This is a genomic window from Pseudoalteromonas byunsanensis (assembly GCF_001854475.1).
In the GTDB taxonomy this organism is placed as follows: domain Bacteria; phylum Pseudomonadota; class Gammaproteobacteria; order Enterobacterales; family Alteromonadaceae; genus Pseudoalteromonas; species Pseudoalteromonas byunsanensis.
The window spans coordinates 424,278-444,409 of record NZ_MNAN01000037.1 but is presented as its reverse complement, the minus strand read 5'-3'; the positions used below and the strand labels follow the sequence as shown (position 1 = coordinate 444,409).

Sequence of the window (20,132 nt, the reverse complement as noted above, 5' to 3'; positions counted from 1 at the left end):
CAGCCACGTGCTGGCATTTTTGTTACTCCCTGTCCTATGCTTAAAGGAATGGGTTGTTTTTATCGGTTGTTAATTTGTTCAAAGTTGTATTGTGCTTAAAGTGTTTATTAAGCAGTTTCTGGGTTGGTGCCGTTCAGCTGTATGTGGATGACGAGAAGGACTTTACAATTTACCAAGGGTTGAGTCCAACGACCAACATCGCCAACAGTACCAATATATTAATCATTAATGCGCTTCCCTTGGGAAAAGTATCGTTAGTGCCTGCAAGTTACCGCCGTGCGGTTAAAGCAATGCGTACTGCTGAACACGCCGTATGTGTGCCAAATCGCGTGAAAACCAAAGAACGTTTACAAGAGTTCTTGTTTAGCTACCCTGTTAGTATGTATCTGAGTCGCAGGTTGTATCAGCATGCCTCAGAACCTCCTTTAACGCCCCAAGTGCTCAATGATGATGCCGAGGTCAAATCGTTACCAATACTGTTCACATACTATAAATATGCCACCATCGTTTTTACGCCAACCATGTCTTATGGACCATTTTTTGATGCCCAATTTGCGCAAGTAAGTGCGAGCAACAAAGTGTATCGTGCCGGTAGCAACCCTTATGACGATATGTATAACATGTTCAAGTCTAAAAGAGCTGATTTCTTGCTTGGGTTCCCCGCTGAAGTGTATCGGCATTCGCAATATGAAACAGTAGCCTATCGCACATATCGCGTTGAAGATGCGCCTAGATACATAGTCGGTTACTGGATGTGTAACAACACTGAACAGAGCAAAGAGTTTCTATCCATGTTCAACAAATTGATGATGGAGATATACCAGAAAAGCGAATTTTACGACGCGCACATGAAGTGGCTCCCCGAACAAGACAAAAAGCTGACCCAAGGCTACTTGGAAGAGATAGTCCGTTTACTCACTTCCGATGAAACACCCCCAGCACAATGAACGTATAAATGCAGTCGCTCGTATCGGATAATACAGGGGTAACGATGAAGTTTAGGTTTAAGTTCAGGGGCTGGTTTGAGCGAGGAGTAGACATTCAAAATCTAGACTTAAAAACAATCTATGCTCGTTATGTAATTTAAGCGGCTTCTCGTTAAAGCTTTCATAAACATTCAAGCTATTAATTTTCATACTGTTTTTGATGTGTGTTCTCATTCATGTAATTTTATTCATTCTCGATTAAGTAAATCCCAGGTTGTAGGGCTGTCTAAACAATTGTAATTCCTTGTAGCTATGTGTAAGTTGTTAATAATTAGGTTATTAAAAATCGTATTTTGATAACTCTGGCAATTGACATATTGAGTGTTAACAGGAATTCTCGGTAATACGCTGTTAGTTTTAACACAAAGGATTGGCGTAAATGTTTAAAAAAATTATCTATAGCTGGCAATTGGCAAGAGCTGAAGTTTTAAGAAAAGAGTTTAGTGAACTTCTAGAAGCTTGGAGCGAGCTTTTGCAAACAGATAGAGAAGAATCTGGTTTTATACAAGTTAGCTTAAAAATTTGTTTTGATGAATTTGGTTCTAAAGAGCAAATTCTTTCTCAAACTAAGAAACAGCAAAAATCTATTGTGAAAGAAGTCGAAAAATGGATGAGGAAAGCCCCTTTAGGAAATGCCATTGGGTATGCTTGGTTTGCGAAATGGCTAGAATCTTCTTACTTACCTGGAGAAAACGCAAAGCTAGTTCACCAAAGAGCCGATGATATTTTATTTAATATTTATAAAATGGGACAAATTGAGGCATAAGGTAAAACTAACAAGGTAATTTGTGGATGGGACGTCTAAAGCTTGGCTGGCGCTCATTCTTCGCGATTATAGCCAAGCATTTATACGCCCCATATTACGGCGTTACATGTGCTAATCAGTATTTGAAGAAATTATTATGAGAAAAATTATGTTGTTAGTCGCTTTAGCATCATTTTCAGTAAATGCTGAGTTTATTCATCCTTTACAGTTTGATGGTTCGAAAGCTCAACAAAACGAAGTTATTAGCTATATCCAAAATCGCGTCAAAAAAGACTACTGTGAAACAGTCGATATGTGCCAAGAAATTATGTTGCGCATGATGGAAAAAGAAAATTTGGATGCATTTAAACGGTTAACTAATGCAAAAAATCCTGAAATTCTAGACCGCGCTATACATGATTACTGCGGTACGGTTGATATGTGTACTTATCAAATGATTGAAATGATGTATAACGAAAACTTAAATGCATCTAAGCAAGAGTTGTCATGGTAGCACGCACATAACAAGCCGTTTAAGAGTGATTCCAAACGTGTGCCGGTTTCGCTTCGCTCACCAGTATGGCACAAGTTTGTCACACATTAGCGCGGTAGGTCGGTATAAGCGAAGCGCCATCCGACGATTTACCATGTAACGCTATGGGGGCACATTTTAGTGGCACAATAAATTTGACCACTATACATCTTAACTCTGCTTGCCTTTATTTGAATGGCGGCTTTTGATCTCACAATACATATACAACGTTCAGGTTTATTCACCAAAGCTGGTAATTCATGTTAGGGCTTCTGCATATAAAGTCGTTTAAAATCTGTACCAAAAAAATCGTTCAATAATAACTCACTTACTTTGTTGGTACATTTTGCACCTCATAGCTATGCTAATTATTGTTGCTTAAAATTTTTGCTTGTTGTTATGCATGTGTTTCTGATCTCGTTATTACTATTGTTTTTTCTCGACAATGCATTTGCTGTGCAGTTGTATGTTGATGATGAAGTTGATTTAAGTGTTTATCGACGTGAAGTCCCCCCTTCTAACATTGGTAACAACACAAACTTTATACTGATCCGAGAGCTGAAACATGGACTGCTCGCATTACTCCCTGCCAGTTATAAGCGTTCGTTAAAAGCAATGCGTGAAAGTAATGATGTTGTGTGTGTAGCTAACAGGATAAAAACGCCTGAACGAATGCAGGAGTTTTTGTTCAGCTTGCCTGTGAATATTTATCTCAGCCGTCGTTTGTACCAACATGCCAGCGACGAACCATTAGACAAGCGTGTGCTCAATGAACAAGGAGAGATTAAATCTTTGCCACATCTATTCAGTCATTACCGCCAATCGCTGTTGGTTGTGGCACCCACAGTATCTTATGGACCTTTCTTAGACCGACAACTTGAAAAAGTGAGTAATGAGAATAAGTTGTTCCGTGATGGCAGCAATTATTACGACACCATGTATCATATGTTTCGAAAAAAACGAGCTGATTTTTTGTTGGGGTTCCCAGCGGAAATATATCGGCACCAACAGCAGTTACCTACCCAATATCGCGAATATGATATCGCCGATGCGCCGAAATACGTTGTTGGACATTGGATGTGTAACAATAATCCAAAAAGCCGCAAGTTTTTGCAGCTATTCGACGGGTACATCAGGCAGATATACCAAAAACGAGACTTCTATGATGCGCATTTAAAGTGGCTGCCAGAAACCGCGCAGCAAAAAACCAAGATATACCTTGATGAAGTGCTTGGTCAGTTGATGTCACAAACACCTTGAGGCTTCAGTTGTATCCAATTATCCGTGAATATAAAACGTGCATCTCAATTGATCTAATATTCTAAATCTCATTATAAATTCTGTATTTAACGACAAGTACCTAAAACAAGTTTATTTGTAACTTAATTGTAAATATAACCCTCTATATTAGCGCTCGGCTGCGCAGCCCTTCTATTCATAAACGTTAATACAGGAAAAATAATGAAAATTTTAACTTCAATGTGCTTCTCTGCGCTACTGGGCACATTAGCGATGTCATCAGCACATGCTTCTTTGTACAAAGACCCCGGTTATGTAGAGCAGACGGCTCGCGTGGTAACAAAAAACAATGCGGTCGGTCGTACACATCAGTATCGAGATCAGCAAGGTTGGATGTTTGTTGACAGCGTTGCCAATGGTGCCACTAGCGGTTTTTACCAAGGGGGAAACTGGCTGAAGTTACACAACCGTAATTTCAAAATGGCGGTGGGTTTTGTAGAGTTCTCTTTTGATCCATCTAAGTTAGATTGTACGCAAGGTATGAGTTTCAATCTTACTGTGGGTGATGATGCTGTGGCTGCGTTCAAACCAAATTGTGATGACTTATTAGATGCGTCGGTAAGTTATCCTGTTGAGTACTATTTTGATCTAATTCCTGAACCTTTCAAACCCAAAGTCGAATTGCCGTTAGACCCACTAGGTTTATTAAAGTTAGGGGTTAAATTTGGCGCAGGCATTGAAGCGGGCGCGGATTTTACTGTTGGCGGTGTTATTGGCGGTTATGGTAACGACATGCCTTTTGAAGCCGATGGAGTGCGTCGCCCGGATTATATCTATGCGTCGGTTGAACCGTATGTGGGCGGTGTGGTTTCAAGCGCAGCATATGGCTCATTTGGTCATGGTATTGCCGAGGCGGGTGTAAAAGGAAAATTAAGCCTGTTGAAAGTCAAAGGCAAGGGCTATGTTGAAGCGGGTATTCGACGCGTTGTTGTTGATGATGAAATTCGTGAAGAAGGTTTCTTGGAGTTGAAAGTGTCTGGAAAGCTTTCAGGTGGTGATGGCAAAATTCAAGGCTACTGCAAGAAACTATGGGGCTTGTTGCAGTTCAACGTGGATATCATGAAGTGGGACCCACTTTATGAGCGTGAAACAACCTTTTACGAATACGCTAGCCCAACTTGGCAGCAACTTTAATTTTTTACTGGCGGCCCAAGGTCGCCAATTTTCGGAGTTAATATGAAAATTAAAGTGCTTATAGTGGTGTGTTTGGCCAGTATGTTGACGGCTGGATACTTATGGTTAGCGGAGACTAGCGAGCCAGTTAAGCGCAGTACTCACGTACAAAATAGGTCGACTGAATCTGTTAAACCGATAGAAAATCAATTGAGTTTGATGGTACAAGTAGACTCTTCCATCGCTGGTGCTAATCAGGTGGTCTTGTCCCATTCAAAGCTCAGTTGGCATATGCAGTTACAGCCACAAACTGATGAGCATGTTTGGCATGGGCTGTTAAGCAACATCCAATACATACAAGATGCTAAAGTAGTACCACTTGTTGAGCAGTTGCCTTTTAGCGTTCGTCGTAAAAATAATCGTTTTGTACAATTAGATTTGCTCGGTTTGCCAGGTGAACATACTTTGCAAGTAGTCGGACAAATATTTAACTTACTGAGCTATGACATTGACCAACCGCTGACTTATAGCGATGCGTTGCGCCAGGTACAGTATAGTTATCAGCAAGCTGGCAGTGAGATTACACGTTCTATTGTCAAAGAGTCTTATCTAGACACGCAACATCAGCCTAAAGCAGAACAAGAAGATTGGCGACTGTTGATGGGCCAACAAGGTAGGCTTGAAAAACTAAACTATACCAATAAGAGAGTCTGGGAACAGCAACAACAGCACTATGTTGTTGAGCAAACGGTACTGGTTAGTAAGGTACCCGCTCAAAAAGTTACTTTGCTGGCGTCAAACGCGAATGCCAATGCACATCTTCAAGTTGAAGTTATAACCGAGGCTGACATTCAGATAACCAACCAAGCGACTTTGGTTCAAGCGCTTGAGAAGCTCAAAGACTCGCTTTCGTCTGAGTTAGCCAAGGTGGTGGGGGCGTATCTGATAGGCAACTACAACGCCTTCGAAATTCAAGCTCTATTGAGTGCGCAACCACAGTTTAGCTCGGCTATTATCTATGCGCTACAGAAGCTACAAACGACAGAAGCAGAAGCTATGCTGGTGGATTTGTTGCAACTTGAACAAACTGCGGATTTGGACAAACACAAAGTTGCGATGGCATTGGGGCGCTTTGGCTCATCCAGTGAACTTTCGCTGCGTGCGCTAGAGTCAATTGCACAGCAGTCAGGGCATCAGGTCGCCAATACTGCATTACTAAGTATTGGCACCATGGCACACTTTTCACCAGAACAAGCACATAATGTTGCCCTTTATCTAGAGCGTAATTTAACTGCTGAGCAAAATTTGGCAACGACGGTATTGGCCATTGGCAACAGTAAAGACAAAGGATTACTTGCCCAATTGCCAGCGTTATTACATGGTCATGATGATGGAGCTAAGCTCAATAGCATCAAAGTGCTCAGTAAACATGTTGGTTATCAAGAGGAAGTTGTTAGTGCATTACTGAGTGCGCCACATCCAAAGTATGTTGCGGCGTTTGCGCGCACGATTATGGAATCAGGCCAGCCTTTGAGTGCGGCAAGTTTAGTTAAATTAAAACAGCTGCAACACACCACGAATAATCCAGTGGTTAAAAATAAGCTGGCTGAGCTGTTAAGCGCCCAACCAACTTAGAATCCACTCGGTGGGAATCCACTTTGTACTAATCCACTCGGTGGAAATTCTTGCATGTTAAAGAAGTCGTCAAACGGGTATCAGCTAGCTTCATCAAAAAGGTGACGGGCTGATACCTATTTTATTAAAGAGGGCCGTTATTAACCTCTGGAGTTTGCCAGTCACTTTGCCAGATATAATTGCCATGAATGTAATACAGGTCATCTAGGTGGATGATCGCGCGATCTTCTCCAGACCAGACATAGGGCACATCGCTGCTGTCTGAGTAGCTAACGGTGCTGCCACCAATATAGTTTAACTGCATGGTATTAGTATCGACCTCGAAAGCCGCCAGCATATTTTCTCTGTTCCAGGTAGTTTGCGAGGAGTTCTCTTCATGCCAAGACTCTATGGGTAACGTAAAACGTAGTAGGCCATTGTTCATCATTAGCAGATTAAACGCGTGATAATCATTCTCGGCGGCGGTATATCCATTTTGGAAAACATGCTCGCTGAGTTGTTGTGGATTGGTAATGTCGCTGATGTCGAATAGACTCACTTTTGCGCCTTGTCCTATCACAGGCAGGTCGGTGTCGATTTGATCCACATGTTGGCCAACACCAAGCAATAAGTTTTCGTTTACAGGGTGTAAGTAAGCCGAGTAACCTGGAATTTCTAATGCCCCAGCTATTTTCGGCATTTGCATGTTCGATAGGTCTATAACATAGAGTGGGTCAACTTGTCTAAAGGTCACCACAAAAGCGCGGTTATCTGTAAAGCGCACAGCATAGATATCTTCATCGACGATGCCATCACCGTTGACCTTACCCAGCGGAGTTGGAAAGCTCTCATTGGGAAGTTCGCTGGTTACAACCAGTGACTGGCCTTGTTGCTCTATAACCCTGAGTTTGTGCTTATAACCATTGATATTGTCACCGCTAGAGGTTACTACACGTAAGTGCTGGCCTAACTCGCTGAAGCGTAGGTTCTCATTTCTCCAGCCAAAATGTCCAGAAACCTCACCAGTTGCGACATAATTGAGCGTACTATCACTTAAATCAAATTTATGGATAACAGAGTTTAAGTCATTTGCTGAATAATTCGTTGCAAAGGTATAGAGTGTTTTTGATGATGCATATAGACCATCAACCTGTGTGTTGACACAAATAGCGCTGCGCTGAGTCGGGTCCGTTAGCGAAACCTTTGTAATGGTCATGATGGCGTTGAAACCATCTAGTTCAGTTGCGTCATTATTGATGTAACAATCATTGGTATTAAACAACAATGCTGACTCGCCAGTGCTCACATTCTCAATTTTTGGCAGCAACTGATTAATGTGCTCTTGTTGTATCGCTTGATAGTCTTTAAGTTTACTTTGCTCTGTGTGATCTGTGCCCGTAAAGCCATCAAATTGTGGATAATAATTACTTACTAGGTACAGATTATTGTCTATTACCCTACTGTCAATCAGGAGCCCTTCGATAGTGTAATGGGCCTTTACAGTAACCTGTTCAGGTGTCGTCACATCCATTAGGCTGAATTCAAATTGGTTGGTGGTGGGTGCAGGAAACGTACTCTCAGCTATACCACCTGTGGCCGCTGGCTCCGCAATACCAAACCAGCCACTGTCATGGCTTAGCACGGTGAGGGTATTGTCTGTTAAGTAAAGGCGCTGCTTTTGATAGGCAACTTCAGTGCTAGTGACATCATTTACTTGTGTGAGGTTGCCCTCAGCATCGCGCTTCATAATGCGAACAAACTGACGATACTGCTCAGAAGCTTGCAGGTTTTGAGCACTGTTACCAGCGATATACATGTATTGGCCATCGTATTTGACTCTATCGGCTTCATCAACTCCCAGCTCTTGCTGATTTGTAACCGAGAAATCTTCGGTGGTAGCTGGGCTATCGATCTCTAAACTATCCGGATACAGAGATGTTCTATAACGGTTCATAAATAAACCATTTTTTAAATGGTTAGAAAACTGCTCAGAACTCGCTCTGGCAAGTGGGCTAGTTGATACCTTGATATCATTTAAATTTGGTATTTTTGTGGGGTTATCTTTTGAGTTTTCATTGTCACTATCGCTTGAACATGCGCTTAGTAACAACGTAACCCCAACGGCTAGTAATCTTGAATAAAGCACTTTATATCTCCTTCTATAAATGAGTTAGTACTAATGTACAAAATCCCGCCAGATTAACTGTTACCTTTAAACAGAGAATTGTTATTAAGTGTTACTCTAGATAGCAAATTGCAAATACAATGGTAAATTAGCAATAGTGGGTGACTTACTAAACGTAGGTTAGGTGACATCTAGAAAAAACACCACAATAACTAAACAGAGGAGGTAAGTTTGAAGCAGGTTTTAGTTGCCATGAGCATGTTAGCATCGATGGGGGTGCATGCTCAGCAATGTCAGTCCCAAGAAGAAGGCTGCATTGAGGTCGGTCAATGGCAATTTGCTGTTGCTATTGGGGCTGGGGTAATGACCAATCCTTTAGAAGGAGGTGACGATATACCGCTGTTTTTCTTACCTTACTTTAGCTACTACGGTGATAAGTTCTTTTTAGAAAATACCACTTTAGGGTATACGTTCAGTCATCAGCATAATTTTGATTTAAGCGTTATTGTTGAACCTAATGTCGAACAGGCGTTTTTTGAACGACATCATCTTCGTAGCATCGCCGCTCCAGAGAAATATCTCGATGTGAATGGCATGGTGGTCGACAATTTACCTGAGAGCGTACCTTCCGAAGGCGATCACCCCACCAAAACACCTGCTTATAAACCTAAAATTCGTATAGATGAAATTACTCACCGAGATTGGACTATTGATGGTGGGTTACTTTTACATTGGTATATCAATGACAATAGTAAACTAACCGTGTCTTGGCTTCATGATTTAGGTGGTGTGTACAAGGGGCAGAATGCGACTGTCACTTTCAGTCAACAATTGCCTTTGCCTATAGAGACTCAAGCGAAACTTCAGCTGAAAGTTGGTGCGCAGTGGCAAAGTCAGCAATTGGTTGATTATTATTACGGACTACGTACAACAGACAGTTCCGATCCGCGTTTGTATTATCAAGGGCGCAGTAGTATTTCTCCATTTTTGTCGATGGCATACAACCATAGAATCAACAAACACTGGCAGTTTAAGTTCAATATTAAGCATACATGGTTGGCTGATGGGATCAGTGATAGTCCATTACTTAGAGATAGTGGCTCCAGCAGTATCTTTATTGGAGGGCTGTATGAATTCTAGTATACAGCTTGCGGTTGCATTATCTTTGCTGCTTGGTTGCACAAATTTAATGGCGACAGGGACTTTAACAAATGCTCCCAACTTAGAAATAAAACCAATTACTTGTATTGTCAGGCAGTTGGGTGAGCTTTGTAAGATGACGGTTAAAGTAAATTGGCAAGCCCCACACCCAATTGATGCCTGCTTATATCAAGAAGAGACTAAAATGCAGTGTTGGCATGGGAAAAAAAGCGTTGTGGAAAAACTCGATATCTCGCTACAAAAGAATATGACCTTTCGTTTAATTAACTCTGAGCAGGTGGTGCTAGCACAACAGGTCATTAAGGTTAACGCGGCAATGAGTAGCCAATACAGAAGAAGATTAAAAACTGACTGGAGTATATTCTAATGGCACATGTAATGCTCGTTGAAGACGATATCCGGCTGGCCGAGTTGACAGCGCAATTCCTGAAAAGTAACGGGTTTGAGGTCAGCCAGATACATGATGGTGCAAAGGCTGTTGAGGCGATTTTAGCGACGCAGCCAGATGTAGTGGTGCTCGATATCATGTTACCCAATCAGGATGGTTTTAGCGTGTGCCGGCAAGTTAGGCCACAATATCAGGGTCCTATACTATTCTTAACAGCCAAAGATAGTGATTTTGATCAGGTACGAGGTTTGGAGATCGGTGCTGATGATTATGTTATTAAACCTGTTGAGCCACATGTATTGTTGGCTCGTTTGAATGCTTTACTGCGACGCAATAGCACTACGGTGCGTTTTGGAGAACAGCTTAGCTTAGGCCAGCTTAGTATTGATAAAGCAAATCGAAAGGTGTTGCTGCAGCAGCAAGAAGTCGAATTAACCAGTTACGAATTTGATTTATTATGGGCCCTTGCCAGTCACGCGGGTGAGACACAAAGTCGAGAATACATCTATAAACATGTGGTTGGCAGAGAATATGATGGCTTAGACCGAAGTGTGGATGTGCGCATATCGCGCTTACGTAAAAAGCTCAATGATAATCTAGAGCAACCTGAACGACTGATCACAGTTTGGGGTAAAGGCTATTTGTGTTCCAAATCAGCATGGGGCTGAGGGCTGAATGATCCGCTTGTTAATCAGTTTATATCTGGTGGTGTTTGTCAGTATTATTGCTATTAATCAGGGTAGTGAACTTATTTGGCAACACTGGGTATATCAAGCACCGGATGATCTACGCCATGCTAAGCAAGTTGCAAAGTCACTACAAACGAGTGTGATAAATACAGCGACGCCAGACCCATCGCTCAACACTTTGCACGTAGATGAAGTAGCTTGGTTACCTGAGCAACGTAATCAATTGCTGCAAGGCGATATTGTGACAACTTACACCGAGCAAAACCATGCGCTCTTGTCGTTTTTGATGCAGGACAAGCAAACGCTTGTGCAACTTGGCCCATTTATGCCAGTTGAGCCGGTCGTGTTGCCTAAATACTTAATCAAGTTAAGCTCATTTTTGTTATTGGCAGTGTTGCTGATGTTTTGGCTGCGCCCACTTTGGCGAGACTTAATGCAACTCAAGTACGTTACGAGTCAACTCGCCAAAGGTCAGCTAGATATTTCTATTGCCCCTTCTCGTTTTTCTGCCATTGCAAATCTTACGAGTCAATTTCATACCATGGCTAAAAAAGTCGCTAATTTGATGAGTAATCAAAAGCACTTAGTCAATGCAGTATCACATGAGTTAAGAACGCCTTTGGCACGTTTGAAATTTGCATTGGCTCTAATGCATAAGGATGCGCCTGAGCAGGTCACATTGATGTCAGAAGATGTTCAAGAGATGGAAGTGTTGATTGATGAAATGCTCAGTTACGCGCGCCTAGAGATGGCGCAAAGTGAATTACAGTTTAAGCCCTTTGATTTTGTTGAGCTGCTTCATGAACAATTGGAAAAACTCAATAGAGTAACTAGCAAACATATAGTGTTCGATTGTGAACATGAACAGCTATATATTGTTGCAGAGCGCAATTATATCGCCAGAGTGCTGCAAAACCTGCTACAAAATGCCGATAAATACGCTAGAGAGCATATCTATTTAGCAATGACCTTTGAGCAAGGACAAGTGAATTTGTTTGTAGGTGATGATGGTATCGGTATTGTACCTGAAGCGCGCGATAAGGTTTTTGAACCCTTCATTAGATTGGAGAAAAGCCGCAATAAAACCTCAGGGGGGTTTGGTCTGGGGTTGGCGATTGTAAAAAAGATAGTCACTTGGCACGGGGGGGGGTGTGAGATACAGACCTCTCAATGGGGAGGAGCCCAATTTGTGGTGCATCTACCTGCCCAAGTTAAAACTTAATTTTACCCCTTAAATTTTTAGTCTGACCGCGCTTAACTTTACTCTCTACGCGTTTGCGTTGCGAGCTTCGAGTTGGTTTGGTTGCTCTACGTGCTTTTTCAATTTTTGTGGCACTGAGGATCAGAGTTTTCAAACGCTCAAGGGCCTCTTCTTTGTTCATTTCTTGTGTTCGGTGGGACTGCGCCTTGATTATGATGACACCCTCTTTGGTGATGCGGCTATCGTTTAAGGCTAGTAGTCTTTGCTTGTAAAATTCGGGGAGCGCTGAGCGGTTTATATCAAACTTTAGATGAATTGCACTCGATACTTTATTTACATTTTGCCCGCCTGCACCTTGTGCACGGATAGCACTGAGCTCTATTTCCCAAGCGGAGATCTCAACATTATTGGAGATTTTTAACACCACATATTCCAAATTGGTTTGTTATGTGGTCCAGTTTAACACGCCTACTGGCACAGTGAAATGTACCAGAGGGCAGTGAGTGCTATAGCTCAGTTCAGGCTATGGCTGCGGTTTTTTTTAATGGCTGATACTCGTCTAAGTATCCATCTTTGATTTGTATAATACGATTGGCTTGAACAGCTTGCTCGTTATCATGCGTAACCATAATGATGCTGGTGCCTTGAGCATTGATATCTTTAAGTAATGCCATGATACCATCCGCCATTTTAGAGTCTAAATTACCAGTCGGCTCGTCCGCCAAGATAACCGCAGGTGAACCAGCTATGGCCCTTGCAATAGCTACGCGTTGTTGCTGTCCACCCGAAAGTTGCGTTGGATAGTGGTTCTTTCTGCCTGCTAAACCAACTTGTTCAAGTGCTTGCATGATGCGTTTGTCGCGCTCTGCGGCAGAGAACTTTCTATACCGTAGTGGCATATCAACATTGTCATATAAATTCAGCTCAGGAATAAGATTAAAGCTTTGGAATACAAAACCAATTTTTTCATTTCGGTACGCAGATTTTTGCTTATCTCTCATTTTGGATACATCTTGTCCATCAAGTAGATATAACCCTTCACTGTGTTCTTCGAGTAACCCTGCGATATTCAAGAAGGTTGTTTTTCCTGAACCTGACGGGCCAATTACACTTACGAACTCTCCTTGTTCAATCGTTAAGTCAAATGGGTGCAATGCCTGAGTTTTAATACTGTCTGCGTAAAAAACTTTAGCGAGGTTTTGCATCTTTAACATACATAGTTCCTTTTATTGTAAGATACGCACGCTAGGCGCATCCTTAAAGATATCATTGTCTGAAATAACAACTTGGTCACCTTGCTTCAATCCAGAAAGCACTTCCACTTGAGCAAGACTTCGCGAGCCCAATTTTATTGGGGTCTTAACTGCTTCGTTATCCTTAACAACATAGGCGAATTGGCCATTGTAGGTGTTAATGAACTGGCCTCTGGGTAAGAACGCGATATCGTTTTTTTGTTCCAATATAATCCGGGTTGTGAGTCTTTGGTTTTGTCTAAGACCTGTCAAAGAGTCATCTTTAAAACGAATTTTGCCATTCACAGTTCCTTTGGTTATCTCCGGTGAAATTGCGACTAACTCACCTTCATAAAGGACTTGGTTCAACGTTATTTCTGCTTCCATACCTAATGCGAGGTCATCGGCATAACTTTCTGGAATGCTTACCTCTAGTTCATATTGGGTAAGGTCAACGACGCTCAATAGCGGTTGGTTTTTAGCAACTGAGTTTTTTTGTTGCGCATTTAAGTTGCCCACTAAGCCAGTAACCGGTGAACTGATTTTAAGGCCATCAACTTGACGTTTTAGTTCCGTGACTTTGACTTGTTGTGATTCTAATTCTAACTCGCGGGTTTGTATTTCGAACTTTTGACTTTCTTTGAGCAAGGCAACTTCTTTGAGCACGTGTTGATATTCGCGCTCAGCGTTTTGTAAATCGTCTTTGGCCTTTTGATAATCAATATCGCTTATGACATTATTTTGCATAGCGTCTTCTGAGCGACGCATCTCTCGACGTGCTGCGTTGAGCGCTACTTCAGCTTTACCAATCAGATTATCATGAGCAAGATTGGACTTCTTAACCTGTATCTTTTCGCGCTCTAGATGTGTTTTCAGTTTTGTCAGATTAGCTATTTCTTGATCATAAAGGCTCTTTAGTTCTGGACTATCAATAATTGCTAGAGTCTGATCCGTCGTTACGCTATCACCAGCTTCGACTAAATAGGTTACCGTTCCTTGTGCTGGGCTATACAATACGGGTCGTTTTGCAGCAATGACACGACCTTGTACTGAAAAGTCTCTGACAAACATGCCTTGTTCAACTTTAGCGATTCGAATTTTTTCCAATTCAACGGCTGATTGGCCACTACTCCAGTTTGCAATAGCAGGGGTAACAATGAAATATATAAAAACAATAAATGCAATAACCACAATAAATGGCATTGCTAGCTTGGCTTTTGAGCGTTGTGTTTGCACTTGAGTATCTTGGGCGCTGGTGTCTGATATATACGTCATTTATGTAATCCCTTTCCTGCTTCGTGACGGTCTGACTTTGATAGTTAACTAATCTAAATTCATTTCAAATTAAAGCTACAAGCTATCAAATTACTGCATCGGTAAAATACATGCTTTTTGACAAAATGTCACCAAGGTTAATTTTTTGTTTTAAAAAAAATCTGAATAAATGCTGAATTATTAGACATAACCGGCAGGACTCATTGGTCTTTTGTTTTAGTCAACTCTAAGTATCTACTCTCAATGAAATTTTTCTCTTTCTTGAGATGTTTCAGCGCGGCTTTTGTCTGCTCTAATTCAGCTTTAATTCCATCTGAATCGGGATCATTACTGGTATCTGCTTGTAACGATAACTGTTCCAATGCTTGATTTTGCTCAGCAATTTGCCGCTTATAGTTATTAATTATTTCGTTCAATTGCGCCTTTTCTTGTTCGAAATCCTGTGCGCTTTGCGGCGAAGCGCCCATTTGTTGTTGAATGGCTTGATATTTCTCTTGCAGTTGTTGATGTTCTTTTTGTAGTACTTCTATTTCATCATATTGGTTGTATAGCTTTTGCCGAGTTATTTTTAATTTTTCTGTGCTTTGATCAAGGTCTCCTTTTAGTTTTCGAATTAGCGCATGGGATTGCACGAGTTTTTGATTCAGTGCTTTAATCGAGGCGGCTTCTTGCTTGGACATGCGGTCTTTGGTTGAGTTGCGGATCTCAGCTAGTTGCTGTTCCAGTGTTTGCTGTATTTGCGCTAGCTGGGAAATGGTTTCGCTATTATCATTAACGTAATTCAATGCACTATCTACAGATTCTCGACATATCCTTAAAATATCTTCATCTTGCATACTAGGCTTATGTTTTGCCATTGTGGTTGCAAAGTGTCTGAATTCACGCAAAATTAATAAAAGAATATAGAACCAAGCTGCCAGAATTAGCAGCCCAAAATTAATTGCTATGTATTGGTATACATCGGCGGGAAAATATAAATTATGCATTGTTTAACTAGCTTAACTTGATTAGAAACTCTCTTTGAGTTTAGTGATGCATAAAAAATATGCCTATAATAAAAAACAAGTTTTTGTTCTAAGTGGTCAAATGTGAAGATACTGATTGTCGACGACAGCCCTGCAACATTAGAGATTGTAAGACGTGCACTGGAAAAGTTTGGTTATCGTAAGCTTTTGATCCGAAAAGCCAGCAGCGTTAAGTTAGCGTTACGAGAGATAGGTAACTGGCGTCCCGATATTGTTTTGACCGATTGGCATATGCCTGATATGTCAGGTTTGACTTTGCTTCACGCGATCAAAAAGCGTCAGCTAAATATGACAGTCGCGATGATAACCACGGTTGATGAGCAGGCAAAAATAAACGAAGCCTTGCAAGCTGGTGCTCGCTTTGTGCTTTCAAAACCTTTTTCTGACCAACAGTTACACGATAATTTGCTGCCTTTGGTACAGGGAACGGAAGAAAGTGAAGTGATCCTAGAACAGGTGGAAATTAATGGTCAGTTGGCACTGCCCAAACTAGGACAGCTAGAGCGCCTTATCCATAAACAGGTCGATAAAAGCCTAGTGATCCAATCCATTAAACCTCAAGACTTTGATGAAACCAAAGTGCCTTGTGTCATGGCTATTTATGAAGACAGAAACAATCAAAAAGTCAGAGCTGTCGGTTTGCTTGACGTTTATGCTACTTGCGTTTTAGCCAGTAGTCAGCAGCAAATTGCACCACAAGAAATACATCAAGCGATTCATCAGCATATTCTCTCTAGTGATATTTTGGAGTCGTGTAAGGAAACCCTAAATGCCACAGCATTTGCGTTTTTGGATAAGCGCTCTCGTATGAGTTTGCGGGTGAAGACCGTAAAGTTTATTGGCACGCCTTTTAAAAAGCTGGAGTCGCTTTATCAAACGCCGTTGGATAGCCGTATTGACTTTAGTTGCCAAAGAGAGGGGATGGCACTTGGGAAAGTGCTATTGGTTGGCTTTTAAGGCGCTACCTAGCTAAGCACATCTACAAGCTGATTTAAGTCACTTATTCCTGATTTTTTCAATGCGTCATGCAGTGCCTGCGATATACTAACGAGTTGCAGATGTAATTGAGTTAGCTCAGCCGTCAAGTGTTTGATCATGTTTTGTCTGATTTCTTCATTCATGTCTAATCTAGTTTTTACATCAACGAGCTGTTCTTTTTGTTCCCGCAGCTGTTTTTTGATTTTTTTCTGTTGAGCTAGTAATGCATCTATATGGGCTGGTAGCTCTTTTTTCATTGCGGCTTTATCATCGCTCTGTGATCGGGTGAAAGCTTTTTGTATGTTGTTTGACAAGTTCAGTGTGCGAACGCCCTCTCCTGCTTGATTGCGCAAGTCTAAAGCCGTTTGAGCTATTGAATGTTGAGTTAGAGCATGGAGCTTCACGTCACGACCAGTTTAATGTCCTACACATAATATTGTATCGGCGAGCTAAAAAATAACTTGATGAAATAGAGCGGCATCCTTTCCGCTGCAAGTGCTTGGGATCTTATGGAACAAAAATGATTGCATGTACTACAAAGGGTTAGTGAGCAATTGCATACTTTTGAGCCAGTATTTTTTGGCCGTTGTGTAATGCGCGCTTAATTGCTTGTAGCATGTTATTGCCTTTCGCCTTAAGCACTATGCTTGGTAACCCTGGTAATTGAAGATTTAGACGACATTGTTTAATCAAACCATTTTGACGAGACACTACATCATCGATGTGAAGCTCTACAGCACGAATATTTAAAGCGTACTTTTGTAGCTGCTTCATTACTAACTTTGATAGCTGCACTTTCATCGCTGCGGTAACTGTTTTGTCTTTTATTGATAACTTCAGTTTCATGGTTGGATTCTTATCCGTTATTTGATTGAACTTGTCGCACCTCAATTGCAGGTACCATCTAAATCTACTAAGGTAGATGAAAAGAAAAAAGCTGATTATTTCTTACTTAGTGACAGGTATTAACGAATGATTACCAACATCAATTACAACCATTTATATTATTTCTGGCAGGTAAGTCGTCACGGTAGTATTGCCGCTGCGAGTAAGGTATTACATCTGACGCCTCAGACTGTGAGTGCGCAAATAACGAGCTTAGAGCAGCGCTTAGGTAAAGCGTTGTTTTTGCGTGAAGGACGAGGACTCCGTCTAACAGAGTTTGGGCAAATAGCGCAGCAATATGCAGATGATATGTTTGCGATTGCACATGAGTGGCTCGAAACCACTTCAGGTGATGTTGGTACCTTGTCACGGACCTTGAAAGTCGGCATATCAGATGCTTTACCCAAGTCATTGGTTTCAAAATGGCTAGCACCATTAATTGAGAATGAACGTATTGCTAATCTACATTGTATTGATGGGCAGCAAGCTGAGTTGTTAGCGCAAATGGCGATTCATAAGCTGGATTTAGTATTGGCAGATAAGCCTTTGGACAATAGTTTACCGTTTAAAGTGTTCTGTCATGAAATAGGTAAAAGCCAATTAGGTTTTTTTGGTGCCAGTAGCTGGCAGCAAAATTTGCAAACGAGTTATCCCAATACGCTGGCTGACGTGCCTGTCGTGCTGCCTGCTAAGTCGAGCCCCGTAACTAATGCAATTCACTACTGGCTAGATGAGTTGGACATTGAGATAAGCGTAGCCGGTCATGTGGATGATAGCGCCCTGATGGTTGCCTTGGGCCAGCAAGGGTTTGGTTTGTTTCCGGCACCACTATCGGTTAAAGAGGAAATTGAGCGTAATCGCGACATACGATTTATTGGCCCCATTGATAATGTTTATCAGCATTATTATGCGTTTACACCCGACAGATTAATCAAAGACTCTATTTATTCTGAGTTTGTACGCTATGCGCAGAATACATAATGATTGGCCATTATTACTAATAAAGCGCTTTAAACTTAATAGTAAGCGTATAGTCTTGCTCTGTTGCCGTAATTTTAAAATGCCAGTCCAGCCGTGTACATATTTGCTGGATCAATACAGCGCCTAAGCCTGTACCTGAAGTATCTTGCGCTTTGGTCTCTTTGGTATTGTGTAAAGTGAGTACGTCAGGCGTTAATTTTATCGTCAAGGGTGATTGACCATGCTGCTGTGCGTTTTCTATCGCCTGAGTAAGTAATAACTCACATAATGGTATATGGAGTGGCAGAATAACCTCATGTGGGCAGAGTGTAAGGTTGATTTGAAAATGGTGATTATCGTGCCTAGCGACAACGCGTTTGATAACCGACTTCATATCAATATGTTGTTTCTCAATATCGGCTTGTTGCCACAACGCAAGTACTGCACTACTGGTGTCGCGAAGTCGATGTTGCGCTTGTTCCAATGTAAGCAGCACGTCTATGGCTTCAAGAGGAAGGTTATCTTGCTGTTGCAGTCGGGCAACACCGTGCTGGATGTGTGTCAGTGGAGTGCGTACTTCGTGACTCAAGAAGGCGCTAAGTAAGCGTTCTCTTTGCTGTACAAGCTGTTCGGCTTGTCTTGATAATTTGAGCGCATCGAAAAAGGCGCTGAACTCTTTGAACCTTCCTATATCACTGTGTTGTTTGTTAGTGTTTACAAACAAAGTAAGTGCGTTGATTTGTCTGTTTATTTTAAATGTACTTCTGAGAACAATGTAAAGTGCAAAGAGGCTAAAAGCGGCTAGCAAAAGTGAAAGCCATGGCGTGATTGGTAAAGTGTCTTGTTGATCGAAAAAGTGCAATACAAAAAAGGGTGCGGCATTACTGTTAGGTTGCTGCCAAGGCAGGACGTAGATATCTTGGTTTGAGTGTTGTAACAGTGTGACCTGATTTATGGGTAATTGACCTGAACGCCATGCCTGCACTACATGATCAGGTAGTTCTATGTGCGATTGCGTAATAAGTTTAAACTCATCAGAGACAGGCAATGTAAGTTGCTGTGTTTGTACTCGCTCGGCGTCATAATAGAGGTAGTGCGCGGCACTGTCATCAAGCGCAAACTCGTAACTGTATTTAGATACGCCCAGCCAACAGAGCATCATTACAAGCATCGGCAAGGTGATACGTGAACTCAAATACATAATCATAGAAGTGTGATGCTTAGTCATGTTGGACTCTCAATGCGATGCCCTGCTTTCTTAGCGTATGTAATAAGGCAGGTTCATCTTCTTGGGTTAAATTGCTACGTAACCTTGTTATGAGTGATTTGTACATGTTGATATTGCTGTCCTGTTGCGGCCAAATTTCATTTATGATGGCGGCTTTTCTCACTGGGTTTGGATAGTGCTTTATCAGTAACTCTAACAACAGCCATTGCTGGGCAGACAGCACGATGACCCTATCTCCCCGAGTGATAATTCTCGCGTCTAAATCGACTTGCAAAGAATCGAGACTAAATTGTCGATTAGGTTTTGAGTTACTTTTGTTTGCGAGCAATTTAATGCGAATGGCCAATTCTGGCAATGCGAATGGCTTGGTTAAATAATCCAGTGCGCCATATGAAAAAGCTTGCAGTTTATCGTCGAGGGCATCTCGGGCACTGAGAAATAAAATCGGTTCTTGGCGCTGGTGTTGCCACTGTTTAGCAAGCGTCAGCCCATCACCGTCGGGCAAGTTGATATCCAACACGATAGCATCATAATTCTGATGTTCACTGATGGCTTGCGCCTGTTTAACTGTGCTGGCGTAGTCTACCTCTATTCCCTCTTGTGCAAGAAAGTCGATACTGTGAGTTGCCAGCACTGTATCGTCCTCTACCAATAATATGATCATGACTCGCCTATACTGTTACCTTACGGTTACCT

At 41.7% G+C, this 20,132-nt stretch carries 21 protein-coding genes; 12 read left to right on the top strand and 9 right to left on the bottom strand.

From position 1 onward, the window contains the following. Nucleotides 1-53: 53 nt before the first annotated feature. From BIW53_RS20330 to BIW53_RS20305, 6 genes are all read left to right on the top strand, one after another. On the top strand, nt 54-947 hold the full coding sequence (locus BIW53_RS20330; RefSeq protein ID WP_070993839.1) for a hypothetical protein: 894 nt from the start codon (nt 54-56) through the stop codon (nt 945-947). Nucleotides 948-1,365: 418 nt separating this feature from the next. Further along, nucleotides 1,366-1,752 (top strand): hypothetical protein, encoded by a 387-nt coding sequence (locus tag BIW53_RS20325; protein WP_070993838.1) that lies wholly within the window; start codon nt 1,366-1,368, stop codon nt 1,750-1,752. 136 nt (nt 1,753-1,888) lie between these two features. Then, complete coding sequence (locus BIW53_RS20320) at nt 1,889-2,245, top strand: hypothetical protein (RefSeq protein ID WP_070993837.1); 357 nt, start codon at nt 1,889-1,891, stop codon at nt 2,243-2,245. Between the two features lie 417 nt (nt 2,246-2,662). Continuing rightward, the gene (locus tag BIW53_RS20315; RefSeq protein ID WP_070993836.1) at nt 2,663-3,523 is read left to right on the top strand and encodes a hypothetical protein; all 861 of its coding nucleotides are present in this window, start codon (nt 2,663-2,665) and stop codon (nt 3,521-3,523) included. A gap of 201 nt (nt 3,524-3,724) precedes the next feature. Then, nucleotides 3,725-4,696, top strand: a complete 972-nt coding sequence (locus tag BIW53_RS20310; RefSeq protein ID WP_070993835.1) for a hypothetical protein — start codon at nt 3,725-3,727, stop codon at nt 4,694-4,696. Between the two features lie 42 nt (nt 4,697-4,738). Continuing rightward, entirely contained in the window at nt 4,739-6,310 is a 1,572-nt protein-coding gene (locus BIW53_RS20305) for a hypothetical protein (RefSeq protein ID WP_070993834.1), read from the top strand. A 124-nt stretch (nt 6,311-6,434) separates the two neighbouring features. Here BIW53_RS20305 and BIW53_RS20300 read toward each other — a convergent pair whose 3' ends face one another. Beyond that, on the bottom strand, nt 6,435-8,435 hold the full coding sequence (locus tag BIW53_RS20300; protein ID WP_070993833.1) for a beta-propeller domain-containing protein: 2,001 nt from the start codon (nt 8,433-8,435) through the stop codon (nt 6,435-6,437). 210 nt (nt 8,436-8,645) lie between these two features. Here BIW53_RS20300 and BIW53_RS20295 point away from each other — a divergent pair, with 210 nt between their 5' ends. From BIW53_RS20295 to BIW53_RS20280, 4 genes are read left to right on the top strand one after another with little or no spacing between them, the layout of a single operon-like run. Next, on the top strand, nt 8,646-9,554 hold the full coding sequence (locus tag BIW53_RS20295) for a MipA/OmpV family protein (RefSeq protein WP_070993832.1): 909 nt from the start codon (nt 8,646-8,648) through the stop codon (nt 9,552-9,554). Continuing rightward, a complete protein-coding gene (locus BIW53_RS20290; protein ID WP_070993831.1) occupies nt 9,544-9,942 on the top strand; it encodes a DUF3019 domain-containing protein in 399 nt (132 codons plus the stop codon). Before BIW53_RS20295 ends, BIW53_RS20290 begins: the two co-directional genes overlap by 11 nt. Beyond that, complete coding sequence (locus tag BIW53_RS20285; protein WP_070993830.1) at nt 9,942-10,631, top strand: response regulator; 690 nt, start codon at nt 9,942-9,944, stop codon at nt 10,629-10,631. The genes BIW53_RS20290 and BIW53_RS20285 overlap by 1 nt, the downstream gene beginning before the upstream one ends. Before the next feature lie 7 nt (nt 10,632-10,638). Continuing rightward, nucleotides 10,639-11,874, top strand: coding sequence for an ATP-binding protein (locus BIW53_RS20280; RefSeq protein WP_070993829.1), 1,236 nt, complete (start codon nt 10,639-10,641; stop codon nt 11,872-11,874). On the opposite strand, the gene arfB is transcribed toward BIW53_RS20280, so the two are convergent. From arfB to BIW53_RS20260, 4 genes are all read right to left on the bottom strand, one after another. Continuing rightward, nucleotides 11,864-12,277 carry an alternative ribosome rescue aminoacyl-tRNA hydrolase ArfB gene (gene arfB / locus BIW53_RS20275; RefSeq protein WP_070993828.1) on the bottom strand — a complete coding sequence of 138 codons (414 nt, stop codon included), beginning with the start codon at nt 12,275-12,277 and terminating at the stop codon, nt 11,864-11,866. The two genes, BIW53_RS20280 and arfB, sit on opposite strands and share 11 nt — an antisense overlap. A gap of 94 nt (nt 12,278-12,371) precedes the next feature. Then, a complete protein-coding gene (locus tag BIW53_RS20270) occupies nt 12,372-13,067 on the bottom strand; it encodes an ABC transporter ATP-binding protein (protein ID WP_070993827.1) in 696 nt (231 codons plus the stop codon). Nucleotides 13,068-13,079: 12 nt separating this feature from the next. Beyond that, a complete protein-coding gene (locus BIW53_RS20265; RefSeq protein WP_070993826.1) occupies nt 13,080-14,360 on the bottom strand; it encodes an efflux RND transporter periplasmic adaptor subunit in 1,281 nt (426 codons plus the stop codon). 200 nt (nt 14,361-14,560) lie between these two features. Beyond that, nucleotides 14,561-15,217 (bottom strand): chromosome partitioning protein ParA, encoded by a 657-nt coding sequence (locus BIW53_RS20260; protein ID WP_245699499.1) that lies wholly within the window; start codon nt 15,215-15,217, stop codon nt 14,561-14,563. A 231-nt stretch (nt 15,218-15,448) separates the two neighbouring features. On the opposite strand from BIW53_RS20260, the gene BIW53_RS20255 reads away from it, so the two are divergent. Beyond that, nucleotides 15,449-16,342 (top strand): response regulator, encoded by an 894-nt coding sequence (locus tag BIW53_RS20255; protein WP_070993824.1) that lies wholly within the window; start codon nt 15,449-15,451, stop codon nt 16,340-16,342. A gap of 8 nt (nt 16,343-16,350) precedes the next feature. Here BIW53_RS20255 and BIW53_RS20250 read toward each other — a convergent pair whose 3' ends face one another. Beyond that, nucleotides 16,351-16,767: a hypothetical protein gene (locus BIW53_RS20250; RefSeq protein WP_070993823.1), complete on the bottom strand. Its 417-nt coding sequence runs from the start codon at nt 16,765-16,767 to the stop codon at nt 16,351-16,353. 139 nt (nt 16,768-16,906) lie between these two features. Then, nucleotides 16,907-17,209 carry a hypothetical protein gene (locus tag BIW53_RS20245; RefSeq protein ID WP_070993822.1) on the bottom strand — a complete coding sequence of 101 codons (303 nt, stop codon included), beginning with the start codon at nt 17,207-17,209 and terminating at the stop codon, nt 16,907-16,909. A 126-nt stretch (nt 17,210-17,335) separates the two neighbouring features. On the opposite strand from BIW53_RS20245, the gene nhaR reads away from it, so the two are divergent. After that, nucleotides 17,336-18,229, top strand: a complete 894-nt coding sequence (gene nhaR, locus BIW53_RS20240; RefSeq protein WP_070993821.1) for a transcriptional activator NhaR — start codon at nt 17,336-17,338, stop codon at nt 18,227-18,229. A gap of 16 nt (nt 18,230-18,245) precedes the next feature. On the opposite strand, the gene BIW53_RS20235 is transcribed toward nhaR, so the two are convergent. After that, nucleotides 18,246-19,436 carry a sensor histidine kinase gene (locus tag BIW53_RS20235; protein ID WP_070993820.1) on the bottom strand — a complete coding sequence of 397 codons (1,191 nt, stop codon included), beginning with the start codon at nt 19,434-19,436 and terminating at the stop codon, nt 18,246-18,248. After that, the gene (locus tag BIW53_RS20230; RefSeq protein ID WP_070993819.1) at nt 19,429-20,100 is read right to left on the bottom strand and encodes a response regulator transcription factor; all 672 of its coding nucleotides are present in this window, start codon (nt 20,098-20,100) and stop codon (nt 19,429-19,431) included. The genes BIW53_RS20235 and BIW53_RS20230 overlap by 8 nt, the downstream gene beginning before the upstream one ends. Nucleotides 20,101-20,132 lie beyond the last annotated feature (32 nt).